Source organism: Sulfidibacter corallicola (genome assembly GCF_017498545.1).
GTDB lineage: Bacteria > Acidobacteriota > Holophagae > Acanthopleuribacterales > Acanthopleuribacteraceae > Sulfidibacter > Sulfidibacter corallicola.
The window spans coordinates 5,111,568-5,127,737 of the sequence record NZ_CP071793.1; the positions used below are offsets into that span (position 1 = coordinate 5,111,568).

The 16,170-nt window shown below is 61.1% G+C and carries 11 protein-coding genes; 8 read left to right on the forward strand and 3 right to left on the reverse strand.

The features are described 5' to 3' along the window. Positions 1–784 precede the first annotated feature (784 nt). Both J3U87_RS15315 and J3U87_RS15320 read right to left on the reverse strand, forming a co-directional pair. On the reverse strand, positions 785–1,744 hold the full coding sequence (locus J3U87_RS15315) for a hypothetical protein (RefSeq protein ID WP_237383926.1): 960 nt from the start codon (positions 1,742–1,744) through the stop codon (positions 785–787). A gap of 2 nt (positions 1,745–1,746) precedes the next feature. After that, a complete protein-coding gene (locus J3U87_RS15320; RefSeq protein WP_237383927.1) occupies positions 1,747–3,900 on the reverse strand; it encodes a M1 family metallopeptidase in 2,154 nt (717 codons plus the stop codon). 564 nt (positions 3,901–4,464) lie between these two features. On the opposite strand from J3U87_RS15320, the gene J3U87_RS15325 reads away from it, so the two are divergent. From J3U87_RS15325 to galE, 7 genes are all read left to right on the forward strand, one after another. Then, complete coding sequence (locus J3U87_RS15325) at positions 4,465–5,319, forward strand: alpha/beta hydrolase (protein WP_237383928.1); 855 nt, start codon at positions 4,465–4,467, stop codon at positions 5,317–5,319. Then, a complete protein-coding gene (locus J3U87_RS15330) occupies positions 5,312–6,091 on the forward strand; it encodes an ABC transporter ATP-binding protein (RefSeq protein WP_237383929.1) in 780 nt (259 codons plus the stop codon). The genes J3U87_RS15325 and J3U87_RS15330 overlap by 8 nt, the downstream gene beginning before the upstream one ends. After that, positions 6,084–6,956 (forward strand): ABC transporter permease, encoded by an 873-nt coding sequence (locus J3U87_RS15335; RefSeq protein ID WP_237383930.1) that lies wholly within the window; start codon positions 6,084–6,086, stop codon positions 6,954–6,956. Before J3U87_RS15330 ends, J3U87_RS15335 begins: the two co-directional genes overlap by 8 nt. Before the next feature lie 763 nt (positions 6,957–7,719). Further along, positions 7,720–8,697 (forward strand): ABC transporter substrate-binding protein, encoded by a 978-nt coding sequence (locus J3U87_RS15340; RefSeq protein ID WP_237383931.1) that lies wholly within the window; start codon positions 7,720–7,722, stop codon positions 8,695–8,697. A gap of 87 nt (positions 8,698–8,784) precedes the next feature. Then, the gene (locus tag J3U87_RS15345) at positions 8,785–10,008 is read left to right on the forward strand and encodes a S41 family peptidase (protein WP_237383932.1); all 1,224 of its coding nucleotides are present in this window, start codon (positions 8,785–8,787) and stop codon (positions 10,006–10,008) included. 260 nt (positions 10,009–10,268) lie between these two features. Next, entirely contained in the window at positions 10,269–10,697 is a 429-nt protein-coding gene (locus J3U87_RS15350) for an RNA-binding S4 domain-containing protein (RefSeq protein ID WP_237383933.1), read from the forward strand. A 169-nt stretch (positions 10,698–10,866) separates the two neighbouring features. Beyond that, the gene (gene galE / locus J3U87_RS15355; protein WP_237383934.1) at positions 10,867–11,838 is read left to right on the forward strand and encodes a UDP-glucose 4-epimerase GalE; all 972 of its coding nucleotides are present in this window, start codon (positions 10,867–10,869) and stop codon (positions 11,836–11,838) included. Between the two features lie 9 nt (positions 11,839–11,847). Here the strand turns inward: galE and pseB are convergent, their stop codons facing one another. Continuing rightward, positions 11,848–12,915 (reverse strand): UDP-N-acetylglucosamine 4,6-dehydratase (inverting), encoded by a 1,068-nt coding sequence (gene pseB / locus J3U87_RS15360; RefSeq protein ID WP_237383935.1) that lies wholly within the window; start codon positions 12,913–12,915, stop codon positions 11,848–11,850. Between the two features lie 527 nt (positions 12,916–13,442). On the opposite strand from pseB, the gene J3U87_RS15365 reads away from it, so the two are divergent. Further along, the gene (locus J3U87_RS15365) at positions 13,443–16,139 is read left to right on the forward strand and encodes a HEAT repeat domain-containing protein (protein WP_237383936.1); all 2,697 of its coding nucleotides are present in this window, start codon (positions 13,443–13,445) and stop codon (positions 16,137–16,139) included. The last annotated feature ends 31 nt before the right edge of the window (positions 16,140–16,170 follow it).

Genomic DNA, 16,170 nt, shown 5'->3' on the forward strand with positions numbered 1-16,170 from the left:
GCGTTTTTATCAATGGTGGTCCAAACATGGGGTTGGCCATCCCTTCAGGATTGGCCCGGGACGGGGCCCATCCAAACATGGGTCCAAACGAATGACCGCGATCCACAGTTGCCTGGAGTGCCCGAACTCCAGCCCTGAAGGGGCGGGACTACGGGGACCCTCGCGGAGTACCCGTCACCTCCGGAAGTGCCTCGCGGAGTACCCGTCACCTCCGGAAGTGCCTCGCGGAGTACCCGTCACCTTCGGAAGTGCCTCGCAGAGTACCCGTCACCTTCGGAAGGACCCTCGCGGAGTACCCGTCACCTTCGGAAGGACCCTCGCGGAGTACCCGTCACCTTCGGAAGGATCCACGCGAAGTACCCGCCACCTTCGGAAGTGCCCCACGCGGAGTACCCGCCACCTTCCGAAGAGCCCTTCGCGGAGCCGCCCTTCCAGGGCTGGGGTCCGGGAACCTCGAACAACCAGGGTTACGGTGCCTGCGGCACCTCACCCTTCGCTGTCATGTGTCACCCCTCCGGGGTGCCTGCTGGTGGCGGGCCGTTGGCCCGCGTTTTTATCAATGGTGGTCCCGAGAGACGTCCGGTCGCACCTCCAGCGCGACCCGGGGCAGGCCCATCCCAGCCTTGCGGTATGTCGGGATGCGCATCGTCGGAGGCTAACCGGATGCTCGGATGCTCACGTTCGCGGCCCCCCGGATGCTTGGATGTTCACGTTCGGGGTTCACCGGCAGCTTGGATGTTCACCGTTCGCGGCCATCCCTCCGGCATTGGCCACGAAGGCAGCGCTATTCCGTCAACGGATCGCCCGTGGTCGCCGACTCGGCCGGCTTGGCGCCGGTGGGTTCCTTCGTCGGTGCCGCTTCCGGCGCGGCGTCGGCGACCGGTAGCGTCAAGGCCCGCTGGGCGCCCAACGCCGATGTCGACGTGGCGATGCGGGCCAGGATGAGCACCTGCACGATGCCCCAACCGATGCCCGTGTCCAGCAACCGCTGGCTGGCCATCACGAGGGCCGCGCTCAACAGGGCGAAGATCGACCAGAGGGCCGGCGCCTTCAACGGGTGGGTGGCGATGAAGACGAACGCGTGCGTCAGCGCCAACAGAGGCTTGACCAACCACCACAAGGGACGAACGGGACCGGGAATGTCCTGCTCGAAGGTCCAGGTTCGAAACAGAAAGATGCGGGCGTAATCGTAGATCAGGCTGGCGAGGCAAATACCCAACAGAGCCAAGCCCAAGCCGAACCCGTATTGCCAGGGACCGTCCGCGTAAGGCCAATCGATCCAAGGGAATGCCGATGCGATAAAGGGGTAGCCGTAAAACAGGACACTGCCGATGATCGCCGCGAGCAACCCCAGCGGGATCGCGCGAAAGACACCCGCCGCCAGGACGTCGCCGAACGGGGCCTGGCGCCCCCGTTCCAAAGCGCTCAGGAAACCGGCGGTCGTGACCAGGTTCCCCAGGGCGAAGAGGCCCAGCAAGGTCATCCACGCCAGGTCGAGGATCGACAGCTCGCGACTGTAGGCGAACAGGAAGTCGACGAAATAGGCGAAGGAGAGCCCGCCTTCCTCGCGAACCTGAACCACGCCGTGCTCCAGATCGCGTCGCAGCAACTGGTAGATGGGCAACAGGCACAGTGCGCTGATGGCCACGTTGATCAACCACTTGAACAGGACCCAGGGGGCGTGGACGAATGAGGCTCGAAAGCCTTGGAGAAACGCCTTCGGCATCGGCATCGATCGGCTCATGGTCAAAAGGCTCCGGAAAGGATTTGCAGGAGGTGTTGGAGACGGGTGCTGAGCGTCAGGCTCACCGCGCGTGGGGTGACCTGGTCGGGCTTGGCCCGCCAAGTGTTGTTGGCCCGATGAAAATCCAGAATCAGCTTGTTTTCGGGATCGACCGATACCGATTCGACCGCATGGGGATGTTGGAGTCGGAAGCGATGCCAGGAGCCCGTTCCGTCCCAATCGCGGCGCACCACTTCACCGTCCGTGAACCGCACTTCGATCGTCACCGGATAGGCCTGGGTGCCCAGGTTGCGGACTTCGATCAGGTGCGCCTCGAACGAATCGAACTCGGGTTCGGTTTCTTCGCGAATTTCGTCGTCACTCTCGGTCGAAATCTCGATCTCGCTGGGTTCCAGCGAGCGGACCGGCATCACGGCATAATCGATGAAGCCGTGGCTAAAAATCAGCGCATCGAAAAACCAGTTCATGTCGCGTCCGGAAACCTCGTTGACGATGGCGCGAAACGCGTCGATGCCCGGATGTTTGAAAGACCAGCGTTCGAAATAAGTCCGCAGGACCTCGTCCATGACCGGTTCACCCAGCTCCCGTTCCAACTGGAACAGGGTGAGGGCCGCGCCTTCGTAAACGTTCCCGTAATAGGAATCGCCGGAGTTGAAGCCCCAGGCGGGCAGGTGAATCGGGTCCACCCGTTTGCCGGGCAGAAAGCTGTAGCGCGCCTGTTCCACCGGCGGGAAGGCCGCGAATCCCATCAATCGGGTCAGCGGCACCGGCGCCTGCTTGATGACCCGGTAATAGTGTTGGCGGCCGTAGGCGACGTCCAGCGCACGCAGACAGGTGTAGGTGACGAAGCCTTCGTCCAGCCAGGGGTCCTCGAACTCGTTGGTGGCGATCATGCTTTGAAAGTACTGGTGCGCGAATTCGTGCAGGATCAAATCTTCCAGGTCGCGGTAACCTTCGGGCTGCCACCAGTGGGTGGACAGGCTGACCAGCGTCGGATATTCCATCATCTCGAGCCCCGTCGCCTCGCGGGGTGGGTCGACCATCGTCATGGACTCGTAGGGATAGGGCCCCAGTTTCCAGCCGAACCACTTGATGCCTTCGCGCAGGGCCTGAAAATGGCGATCGGTTTGGTCGCGGTGCTCGGGACGGATCAGCAGAATCATGCGGGTCGGCGGCAGTTGGGCCTGTTCGTGCGACAGACCGAACCGTTCCTCGGCCTCCCGGTAATCGGCCTCGTCCAGTGAAAACACCCGTTCGACGACTTCGAAGCCAGGCCAGGCGGTCCAGGCGAAATCGTGAACGCGATCCTGGATGTAGGTGAGTGTCTTCTGGGTGCCGTCTTCGCTGAGCTGTTCGGCGGCTTTGATACCCGTGGCGCCCACGACGTACTCGGAGGGCAACGTCATGGTGATCCGGTACCGCCCGAAATCGGCGTAGAACTCGGAAAGCGCGTGGTGGGGATGGCAGTTCCAGCCGGATTCCTGGCGGCCGCGATGGCCGGCCGGCTCCCAAACGCCGATTTTGGGAAACCATTGGGCGATGAAGAAAAAGTCGTCGATATAGCCCGATCGGCCCGTGTTCTCGGGCAGCTTCACGGTGAAATCGAAGAAAACCGAGACCTGTTCACCCGGAAACAGCGGTTGATCCAAGGGCAGGGTCGCCACGGTTTCGTCGCCGGTCCCCTCCTGGTTCTGGTGCGGATAGGTGATGCGCGACAGGGCCTGCCGACCGTTGACGGCCACGTCGTCCAACGCGATCGAACCGTAGCTCGGGAGGCCGACGCCGAAGATTTGGCGGGTTTCGCGTGCGTAAATCGAATGCTGGTCCTTGAAGGCATTCATATATAAATGGAACTGGAGTTCCTCGATGATGTCCGGCGAGTGATTGGTGTAGATCAGCGTTTGGTGGCCATGCAGCGATTTGGCGTCGGGATCCAGTTGCACCTGGATGTCGTACTGAACGACCGGATCGGCGCTCGATTCGGACAGGTCCCCACTTTCGGCGACCGGCGGTACCATCGGCGCAGGTGTGGTGCTTTCCGGTTGCGTCGTGTCCGAAGCCTGATCGGCGGGCGGGGTGCTGGTAAACCATTCGGAGCAGCCGGTCGGGATCAGCGCCAGCAGGAGCAACAGCGGGACGACACTTTTCGGGAACATGCGGCGGCCGGGTTCCGGTCGGGTCGTTCCGGGTCGACCGGTCTCGGTTGGTTCTCTGTGCCGTAGCAGCACTAGGCTACCTCCAAATACGCGCAATCCAAACAGGCGATGATCGGTAAACCGGTGGCGCAGCAAGTGTTTTCAACAGAAAAGCGCGCCATCGTAGCAAGCCTGGTCGAGGTCTCGGGAGCCGGGAAGTTGCAAATCCCACTAAGTGTACCGCAAGGGTTGAATCGTGGTAGAGAAAAGTCGGAAAGGGTGATCGGGGGTCAATCGGCCGGCGAGGTCAAGAATTGCGGCCCCATGCCGAGATATCCAGCAGGGGCGGGTGCCCGGGATGGCGGTGGCGCAACCACGTGGCGCGACTGCCCTTCGAAGGCGGTTGAAAGCGAACGCACGATCGGATAGGCTTGGCGGTTTGGAGCCAGGTCGTCGTGTCGCGCTCCGCGATCCTTCGAAAACCTGTCGAGCACAGGGGAAATGGGGCGAAACCGTCGAACGTCATCACCTCAGCCCATACGTAGCGAGCCGAACATGCAGCCACCTTCCGAGCCCAGAACCCCATTGTCAGAAATTGCGAACGCACCGTTGCCCGGCTTTGCGCTGCATCCCCACATTCGCAAGGAATGTCAGCCGTTTCACCACCTCGACGGGAACGATTCGATCGTGGTGTTCATCCATGGGTTTACCGGCAGCCCGGCCGACATGCGGCAATACGTGCAGGCCTACCGCGAGGCCGGTTACGATGTGGCCGTACCGCTGGTTCCGGGCCACGGCAGTCACGTCAGCCTGCTGGAAAAGCTGACGTTCCGGGAATTGACCATTCCCTTCAAACCACTGCTGCAACACTTTCGCGCACGCTATCGGCGACTGCATCTGCTGGGACTGAGTTACGGCGGTGTGATCGCGGCAACCCTCGCCGTGGAGCTGCCCGTCATCGACAGCCTGACGCTGTTCGCACCCGCTTTCTACTTGAATGTCGCCGACGAGAAACGCGTCGCCTGGGTCAAGCGATTGAGCCTCTTCCGGTATGTGGGCAAACTGAAAAAGACCAAAATCCGCAACAGGCCGGATCCCGGTTCCTACAATCACGAATACACGTCCGTTCCGCTGTTGCCCATGGTCGATTTGCACCGCCAGTCGGCCTATTTGCGCCCCCGGCTCAAGGAAATCAAGGTGCCAGTCTATTATGCCCACGGCGATGCCGATGTCACCATTCCCATCGCCAGCAATTGGGAGCTCATGCGCCGGGTGCTGCCGCGCGCGGCGACCCACCACGTGACCGAGGGCTCCCACGTCCTGACCACCGATCCACAGGCGCCCGACATCGCACGGAACCACATCGCCTGGCTGCGCGATCTGCCCGGTGAGGCCCCGCCGGCGACGGACGATGGGTCCGGCCGGAGCTCCCTTGATTAAGGTCGACAACCTTTCGTTGACCTACGGTCGCGGAGACCGGCGAGTCGTGGTCCTGCGCGACTTGAGTTTCCATTTGAACGTGGGTGAATTCGTGACGATCGTGGGCCGGTCCGGTTCGGGGAAATCGACCTTCCTGGACTTGATCATGGGCCTGATCCAGCCCACTTCCGGCACGATCGAGCGTCGCAAGAAAAACCTCTCGATCGGGTACGTCTTCCAACGCCCGGCCCTGCTTCCCTGGCGCAATGTGCTGCGAAACATCTACCTACCGTTGCAGATCAGCGGTATTTCGCGCGAGGATCGGCGCCGCATGGCGATGGAGGCCCTGGAAAAGGTCGGCATGGGTTACGCCGCACACTACCTGCCCTTTCAACTCAGCGGCGGCATGGCGCAGCGCGTGGCCATCGCCCGCGCCCTGGTCCAGGATCCGGACCTGCTGCTCATGGACGAACCTTTTTCCGCGCTGGACCCCATGCTCCGCGAGAACATGAACGTCAACCTGCTGCGGCTGTGGCAACGCACCGGAAAAACCATCCTGTTCGTCACCCACTCGATCGACGAGGCCCTGATCCTGTCGGATCGCATCGTGCTGTTGGAAGAGGGCAAGTTCCTGAAGGAATTCGAGGTCGACATTCCCCGCCCGCGCGGCTACGAGACGTTCCGAACCGAGCGCTTCACCGAACTGAATCGCATCGTGCGTGCCCACCTGCCCATTCAGCCGAATATGCCGCGGATCCCGTCGGAAGACGAAGACGGGGTGAGCGATGAATGAGCCGACTCAACCTCTCGGCAGCCCCGATGTGAACGGGACGGAGGACGCATCACGCGGTCGAAACGACTGGCTTGTCAAGCAGGCAACGTTTGTGTTGCGCAACATTTTTTTGAAGGGTCTGGGGTTCGCCGGTTTCATGCTTTCCATCTGGCTGGCCTGGCACCTGATCATCTCGATCTTCGCCCCGCCCGCCTGGCTGTTTCCCTCGCCCTCCATGGTGTACCAGCGCTTCACCGAGCTGTGGGAGGTCGAGGCGCTTCAGCCCCACCTGCGCATCACCGCCACCGAAATCGTCATCGGCTATTTACTGGGCATCGCCGGAGCGCTGCTGAGCGGGTACCCGATTTCTCAGATCCGCCTGCTGGAAAAGGTGTTGACGCCGTACCTCATCGCGGCCAACTCGGTGCCGCTGGTCGCGTTTGCGCCGCTCCTGATCCTGTGGCTCGGCAACGGAATCGAAGCCAAGATCGTGGTGGCGGCCCTGATCGTCTTTTTTCCGGCCACCATCAGCACCATCACCGGATTCCACGCCCAGTCGCCGATCTACAAGCGTCTGATGCGCAGCCTGCGCGCCAGCAAGTTGCAGCGGTTCCTGTACCTGGAGCTGCCCAGCGCGGTGCCCGGCATCCTGGCCGGCATGAAGATCGGCGCGCCGTTGGCGGTGGTCGGCGCGGTGGTGGGCGAATTCCTCGGCACGGGCTTGGGCCTCGGCCACCTGATCCTGGAGGCCAACGGTTTGATGGACACGCCGCAGCTTTTCGTGGCCATCATTCTGTTGGGCATGATCGGGATCGTGTTCTACATGCTGATCATGGCGTTGGAGCAAATCCTGCTCGGCCCCTGGCACAACAAGAAGCGCCGCTAGGCCCCGACCCCATTTCGCTCGGCGTGCCCGGTAATTGCCAGGCCCGTCCCGGGTGCTGGGCCGGCATGTCGAAGCCACGTTGGAAACAATGCAGTTTGACACCGAGGAGCGGAGCCTGTCGCGATGCGGAAAGGCCCCACCCGAAGTGATTCCTAGCTGGCAGTTCCCGCATCGTTTTGAGTGAGGTTGGGCCTGTAGGTGGAACTGCCAGCTCCACCAATCGAAGCAACTGTTTCAAATTCAGCCAGGTATGCCGAAGAGCAAAGCGACTGAATCCGTGAATGACCCATGTCGAAGCGGGCATTGCAGAAGTCCCCGAATAACGAGAGAAACGCGGAGCCATTCGTTGGACAGGAACGCTGGGTTTGCTATTCCGACCTTTCTAGGCGAAATGCTCAATAACGGGTAAATAGGTTAAAGCAAGGTTCCTGTGCGTATTGCGGAGCCCGCAAGGGAAATCCCTTCGAATAGGGAGCGGCGTTTTCCTCGGTGGGCGATCGTATGAAAGCAGTGGGCTCCGCTCCTTTTGATGGCTTGAATTTGAAACCTGGTCGGCTTCGATTGGTGGAGCAGGCTGCTCCACCTACAGGCTCGGCGCCTGTCTGAAAAGGCGGGAACTGGGTGCGGGCGCGCTTCGGTGTAGATAGGCTGTGCTTCGCTCCAGGGCGTTGGTCGCTTGCGAAGCCTGAATCGCTTCGACGTGGCGGCCGATTCGTGTAAGCTGGAGCCGCCCTCTCCCATTCGTCCCCGCAGGAGCGTGCCCATGCTTTCGGTCTTGTTATGCTGCTTGGTGGTCCAGGCCCCGCCCCAGAAAGTGACCTATGCGGCCGGCTACATCGCCAACGTCCAATTCGCCCCCTTCTACGTGGCGCAACAGCGCGGCTACTACGCCGAAGAAGGTCTCGAACTGGAAATGGACTACACCATCGGCCCCGATATCTTCAAACTGTTGGCGCTGGGCAAGGTCCAGTTCGCCTCGGCCGATCCGGACGCCTTCCTGCACGCGGCCTCGCGCGGCATGCCCCTGCTTCACGTGGCGACCTTGTACCAGCGCTATCCGCTCGCCCTGGTGGCGCGCGAGGACCTGTTTCGGGATGGCCGGCTCGAGGGCAAGCGCATCGGCATCAGCGGGACCTACGGATCCTCGTACCTGGCCCTGAAGGCGATGCTGCGCGAATTGGGGTTGCCCCTCGCCAAAGTGCAGGTGGTCAGTATCGGGTTCACCCAGGTATCCGCCTTGAAACAGAACCGCGTCGATGCGGTCGTGGGCTACATCAACAACGAACCCCTGCGGCTCAAGGCGTTGGACGTCGATGTGAAGACCTATTCCCTGAGCGCCAACAACCAAATCCCCGGCGTCGGTATCATGACCCACCGCGACTTGAAAGCGAAAAATCCGGAACTGGTCGAGAAGTTTCTGCGCGCGACCTTCCGCGCCGTGGCCGACCTGCTGGCCGATCCACGCGCCTGCTACAACCTGGTCGTCAACGAGGTTCTGCCGGAACTGAAGCAGGCCGAACGCTACGAAAGCGAATTCGCCGTGTTGCAGGCGACCCTGCCGTTCTGGCGGTCGGCCCACGTGGCCGCCAACGGTTTCGGCCAGTGCGACGAAAAGCAGTGGCAAAACCTCGCCCGGCACATGGCCGAGGGCCACGCCAAATCGGCCTTTTCATCGTGGCGCAAGTGGGTCGATCTGGGATTTCGCCACCGGGCGCCCGTCACCCCGCCAGCCGGAAAATAGCTTTTGCGGCGGGCGCCGGGCCCAACCACCCGCCAGGGTGCCAAATGAGCTATACTGTAGGGACCTTTCTCCGCCGAGGCGGTCCCTATGCACCGGTTCATGAACAAATCGTCGATGTGGCTGCTGACCTGTGCGCTCATGATGGTGGCGGTCGCACGCACCTTTCTCCATGGCCAGGGTGAGCTTTTCAAGCACAGCAAGGACTTGCCGGAAATTCTTCATTTGGTGGATCGCGCCTACGTCGACGAGGTGCAACTGGAAACCCTGCTGCCGGGTTTGTATCAGGGCGCACTCAACGGTTTGGACGAAAACGCATCCTACGTGCCGCCCGGCATGACGCCCGTCAATCGCGACGACGAGGTCTACCTGCGAACGGGCATGGTGGTGCGCAAGCGGCTGGGTCATGCCTACGTGATGCAGGTGGCGCCGGAGTCGCCGGCCGCCAATACCCAGATTCTTCCGGAAACCTATCTGCGCGAAATCAACGGCTCGGTCACCCGCGAAATGAGTTTGGTGGCGGTGCGTCAGGCGATACTCGAAAACGAGACCCTCGTTCGATTGAAGGTCATCGATCCGGGCAAGACCGAAGATCGCGAAGTGGAACTCCATCCCGCAACGTTCGGTCAGACCAAGATGCAGCACCAAGCCTATGGCGACGGCCTCCACCTGGTCCGGATCCCGCAGTTCTACGACGGTTTGGAGCTGGATCTGCGCAAGGCCTTGAACCAGACGCGTGAGGCGGCCTCCAAGGCCGATCGCAACCCGCGATTCGTGCTGGACCTGCGCAACAACGCTCGCGGTAATCGCCGGCATTTCAAGATGTTGGTGGCCCTGTTCCTGCCCGCGGGTGATTTGGGTGCCTGGGTGGCAAAGGGCCGCGAGCCGATTCCGGTACGCAACGAGACGGCCGGAGCCTTTGCCGACCTCGACTTGTTCGTGCTGCACAACCGCGGCACTTCGGGCGCCGCCGAGTGGTTCACCGCCATCGCCCGCGATCGGAAGGCCGCGGTCACCTTGGGCATCGAGACCCTGGGCATGCCCCCGGTTTACGGATGGGTTCAACTGAAAAACGGCGCCCATTTGGAGATTCCCATCGCCGACCTGGAATTGTCCTCCAAGGAAACCCTGACCAAGAACGGGGTCAAACCCGATGTGGCGGTCAAGAAGGACGTCAAGGGCGAAGGTGATGACGCCGAGCCAAAGGTCGAATCGGCCGAGGACTATCTGGCCCGTGCGCTGGAGGCGGTGCGCTCCTATCGGGCCGAATCGGCGCCGGCACCCGCGCAGGAAGCACTGCCGAAAGCCGGCTGATCGCCGCGAAGATTGCGCGGTTTTCGGGTTGGGAAGAGACGCGACTTGGCGTCAACTCGGCTTTGAGAGTAGAATGTGGGCCAACGCGGAACGCGGTTCCCGTCGGTATGCCTCCCGGGTTTCCCGCCACGAGGCCGAACCTCGTGAGAAATGCGGGCCATCGCGATTCGCCAACCCCTTCTTGGCGGGTGCGCCGTGTCGGAAATTCGCCAAGCGGACGTGGCCCCGTGAGCAATGCGGATCGAGCGAGATTGCAACCTATGTCCAAACACGCTGAAAACACCGCCCCTGGCAAACCGCCTCCCGAAGTGCGCCTCGACAAATGGCTGTTTGCGGTCCGGCTGTTCAAGACCCGCAGCCTCGCGGGTAAGGCGATTGCCGGCGGCAAGATCAAGATGGACGGCCACAACGTCAAGGCTCACCGCACCTTGAACATCGGCGACGAGATCGAGTTCAAGCGCGACGGGCGCACCGTGCGCGTCACGGTCAAGGGCCTGATCGAAAACCGGGTCGGTGCCAAGGAAGCCGTCAAGCACTACACGATCGTCGAGGATCCCGACCTGACTCCGGAAATGCGCGAGATGACGCAAATCTACCGCGAGTTGCAGAAGGAGTCGCCGCGCCAGCGTGGCCGGCCGACCAAGCGCGATCGACGCCAGATTCAGCGACTCAAGGAAGGAGATCATTGAGGATGGCGGACGACACGGAGCTCGGGCCGGATCGCCGACCGATGCGGGCGGTGATTCGACGGATGACGCGGGCGTCGTGCACCGCACCGGCGGTCTGTGCTTGTTTCAAGTGACGACAGGGACTGAGATCGGGCCTCGAGCCCTCATTCACAACTAAGGAGCAGGGATCATGAATGTATTGGTGGTTGGCGGCGCCGGCTATATCGGCAGCCATGTGGTTCTGGATCTATTGACCAAGGGTCATTCCGTGACCGTTTTCGATAATTTGAGCAGCGGCCAGCGCGTGAACCTGTTCCCCGAGGCCCATTTCGTCGAGGGTGACATCATGTTCGGCAACGAGCTGGACGACACCCTGGGGACCGGCAACTTCGACGCGGTCATCCACCTGGCGGCGCTCAAGGCGGCCGGCGATTCCATGGTCGAGCCGGAACGCTACGCGGAGCACAATACCAGCGGCACCCTTCGCCTGATCCATGCCGTTTGCCGCCACGGCGTCGGCGCCTTCGTATTCAGCTCGTCCGCGGCCGTCTACGGCAATCCGGTCCAACTGCCGATCGACGAGGCCCATCCCCTGGAGCCCACCAATTTCTACGGATTCACCAAATTGGAAACCGAGCGCTTCCTGAAGTGGTACAGCCAGCTTCGCAACTTGCGGTTCGTGTCCCTGCGCTACTTCAACGCCGCCGGGTACGATGTGGAAGGCCGGGTGCGCGGCCTCGAGGTAAATCCCAAGAACCTGATTCCGATCGCGATGGAGGTCGCCACGGGCGCACGCGGTGAGATGACGGTGTTCGGCGACGACTACGATACACCCGACGGCACCTGCATCCGCGACTACATCCACGTCAACGACTTGGCGGTCGCCCACACCAAGGCACTGGAATACATGGCCGCCGGAAAGGGCGACCTGATCTGTAACCTCGGCACGGGCAAAGGGTTCTCGGTCCTGGAAGTGTTGCGGGCGACCGAGGACGCGATCGGCGAGAAATTGAACTACCGAATCGGGCCGCGTCGCGCGGGCGACCCCGCCAACCTGGTGGCCGCCTCGGATCTGGCGCGCGAAAAGCTGGATTGGGAGCCGCACCACTCCGATTTGAACACCTTGATCGAAACCGCCTGGTCCGCCTACCGACCGGGGTGAGGCTGCGTTTCAGAGCGGCGCACGGCGTGGGACCCGGCGTATGGTGGCCTTTTTCAGCCTCTTCCGAGCCGGGGAGGAGCTGAATTCGGCGATGATCTCCCGCATTTCCGCTTCGGTCAGCCAGGCGTCGTTGACGTCGCTGGAATAGGAAAAATCCTCGGGGAGCCTGGTGCCCTTGTAGCGGCGCTTCACCTTGCGTGAAAACCACTCGGGCAGGATGATGAAGAAGTCGTCCACCCGAATGGTGTGCCGGATCTCCTCGGGCATCAACAGCGTTTCGTGGATTTTCTCGCCGGGCCGGATCCCGATGTGCTTCAACCTGGCCTCGGGCGCGATGATGCGGGCCAGGTCGACGATGCGCATGCTCGGCAGACGCGGCACGAAAATCTCGCCACCGGCCATGTAGTCGAGCGCGCGCGTCACGAATTGGACGGCGGCCTCGAGGGTCAGCCAGAAGCGGGTCATGCGTTCGTCGGTAATGGTGAGCTCGTTTTGGGCCCGTTGGCGCAGGAACAGGGGAATCACGCTGCCGCGACTGCCCACCACGTTGCCGTAACGGCAACAGGCGAGGCGGGTGCCGCGCCGGCCGGCGTAACTGTTGCCGTGGATGAAAACCTTCTCGGCACACAGTTTGGTGGCGCCGTAGAGATTGACCGGGCTGACCGCCTTGTCGGTGGAGAGGGCCAGGACCTTGGGCACGCCGCAGTCGATGGCCGCGTCGACGACGTTGACGCTGCCGATGATGTTGGTCTGGATCGCCTCGAAGGGGTTGTACTCGCAGGCCTGTACCTGTTTGAGGGCGGCGGCGTGAATGATCAGGTCCACCCCCTCGCAGGCGCGCCGAATGCGATCTCGATCGCGCACGTCTCCGAGGAAGAAGCGCAGGCGATCGTCCTTCAGGGCCTGGCTCATGTGAAATTGCTTGAGCTCGTCCCGCGAGAAGACCCGAATCGTTCCGGGATTGCCGTGTTTCAGCAGGTGTCGGACCATGGCCGTCCCGAAACTGCCCGTACCGCCGGTAATCAGAACGACCTTGCCGTCGAGGCTTTGCGCGCCCGCTGAGGTAGAAGTGGCCAATGCTTCCTCCAAACATGTGACGAAAGGCGGGAATCCGCCGCTAAGGGTACATATCGAACCATTCGGTGAATGGGTTAGGCCGAAGTGAGTTCCGAGCGAAGGGGACACTATACCACGAGCGCGAAACACGGACTTCGGTCGTCTCGTCGTCGTCCGGGAGGCGCGTGGGCGATCGCAATCGCCAAAGGTGGGTCGGCCGCGATCTAAACCTTTGCCGCGGGGGCACGATGAGGTTCAATAAGAGCGCTCCCGGCGCCGGTTCCGAGGCCGACGCGGGGGGTGCAACTCAAGCGGAATGAATGGCTCAGATCGGTGATTCGGCGCCGGTGCGAGCCTACATTGAAGGTTTAAATGGATGGCGCAAATTAGGTATACTGGGCATCCAGCCTCCCCTGTTCGAGCGCGATCTCCATATCAGACAAGCACACGGACTTTTCACTCTCTACGTGAGGAGGATTGGATCCCACCCCGCAATAGTCCTCCCACTTGAAACCACAAGACCATCAACGGAGAAACACGGAGAAATAATGGCCGAAGAAAAGCTCCACGAACTCCAGAATTTGATCGGGGAATTCAACGACATCAGTTTGTCCGATTTCCGGGATGCCTTGCAGACCCTCACCAAGGATACCGACCCCGTCGTCGACCGCTATCTGGTCAAGCAGCTCAAGAATTGGAGTGGGAACCGCACCATGCGGGCGGTGTTCGCCGCGGCGCTGGCCGAACGTGAAGACGAAAGTTATTTGGAAGATTTTTCGCAGGTCATTGAAAAGGAAACGGATGTCGGTCTGTGTAAAGAGTGCATCAACGGATTGACGCGAATTGGCACCCAGGAAGCGATCCAAAAGCTCCACTTTTTGGCCAAATCCAAGCCCAACGCCACCATCGCTTCCCTGCTCCAGCGCGAAGTCGACAAGATCAAACACGAAGAGAAAGAGCCGGTTCACTACTATCTGGAGAATTTGGCCAAAGGGAACGAGAACCACCGCGGATGTCGCCATGCGGCCAAGGTCCTCGTCAAGATGGGCGATGCCAAGGTCGTCGACACCATCATGGAAGCCTTCGACAATTACGACGATCTGGCGCGCAGCGAGGGATCCAAGGTCATTTCCCAGTTGGGGAAGACCGAGCATCTCGAACGGGTTCTGGAGATTTTGGAACGCTACAGCGTCGAGCACAGCGACAACGGCAAGTTCATCGAAACCGCCGAGAGCCTGGATCAACAGCCCAAGGATCAGCGTCTCGACCTGCTTTGGGAGTACGCCGAAAAACTGCTGGAGGAGGAACAGGAGCCGGGCTACCAGCAGTTCAAGTCCCAGATGGAGGACCGCTCATACGATGCCGCGCGCGAAACCGTCAAGGAAATGACGGTGATCGCGAACCCGGTCGGGTTCCGTTATTTCCTGGAAAGCCTGGTGATGATCCTGGAAAACAAGGTGGCCCACGCCAACAAGTATCACGAGGATACCTTGCGCGAGGCCCGCATTCGCCAAACGCGGCTGCGTCAATTGTTGGCCGAATTGGCCTACGGCATCGGCAAGATCGGTGGCCTGCCCGGTGTGGATCCGGGCTTGCGGGAGCGAGCCTGCTCCTGGCTGACGCGGTTGGTGAAATCCCATGACGGCGATATCGTGAAGATGGCGCTTTACGGCTGTGCCTGGTTCGCGGAACCGGCGGACGAGGAACTCCTGGAGGCCACGCTCTCCACCCACACGGTCGAAGGGATGACGCGCTTGCTGACCGCCCTGGAGCGCAAGCCGGAAGCCGACTTTTCCGACTTTTTCCTCAAAGTGGCGCGACGTCACGAAATCCTGGACGTGCAGGAAATGGCGATGCGGTCCCTGGGCTCGTCCAAGGCCGTCAACCCCAAGCTCCGCACCATGTTGGAGGAGGGCCCACCGGACGAAAAGCGTACCGCGCTGCGCATTATCGGCGAAATCAAGGCCGAGGAATTCAAATCGGACCTGATCGACCTGCTCGAAGGCCAGAGCGACATCATCCGCACCGAGGCCATTGCGTCCCTGGGCAAATTCGGCGATCCGGGCATCCTGCCGAACATCGAAGCCGTGATGGTCGATGCCAAATCGCCGGTGCTGATCGAGATTTCGCTGAAGGCGATCGCCGAGGTCGGTGGCGAAGAAGCGCTGGCGATGCTCAAGAAGAGCGCCGAAAACAGTCGCAACAAAAAGACCTCGCTGACCGCGGTCAAGTTACTGGTCGAAAGCTACAGATCCTGGGCCAAATCGTTGCCCGATAGTTGTAACCAGCTTGTCACCAAGCAGTTGGGTGAGTGGTTCAAAGAGCGGGACGCCTCCATGCGCGAGGATGCCTATCGCATCGGCGCCAACATCGTTTCCAAGAACCTGGAGCTCTACGACACCCTGAAGAAGATGTTCAAGGAGACGGCATCGGCGCTCCGCAAGCAGGCCAACTGGAACAAGGACGAAATGGCGCTGGTGGAGAACTCGGTCAAGATGCTCAACCGCTCCTATTTCTTCCTCAAGGAAATGCTCGAGTTCCAGAAGGAAGTCGGCAATCGGTGCCGGGGCTACGACAATCCCAGCTCCACCGCCCGCATCGGGGTCTTCGAGAAATTGACCAGTTTGTTGGAAAACAACGCCAAGTTCATCATCAGCGAAGAAAACGAGCTGGACATCGAGAAGGCGGTCCTGACCGGGTTGGAACTGGCCGAGGGCAACTGGCGCGAACAGAACATCCTGTTCAACCTGGCGGGGTACACCACGAGCGAGAAGCTCAAGGAAGAGCTGGTGCACCAGGTCAAGGACGTGGTCAAGCAATCGCGCGCCGCCCTGTTGGACGCACTGTCGCGCATGGGCATGAGCCTCCAGGACATCAACGACCTGACGCGCATTCGCAAGGTCTTGGTTTTGGAAGGTTCCGGATTCATGCGCAAGCGCGTCGTCAAGTTTCTCGACGGCCAAGGCTACGAGACCAAACACACCGACGATCTCGATATCGCCTACGCCATGATCAAGAGCGAGATCCCGGACCTGATCATTTCGGAGATTACCCTGTCGGAACCCTGCGACGGCGCCGCCTTCGCCGAAAAGCTGATCGGCGAGTACGGTTCCAAGATCGCCTGGATCTTTTCCACCAATCACCGCGAGGCGTCGATCATGGAACGCGTCGCAAAATTGAGACCCAAGAAAATATTCCACAAGCCGTTTCCGTTCGATCAATTGGAGGAAGCAATTCACGCCTGACAGATCCCGGGCTTCAACTCATTGGCCCGTG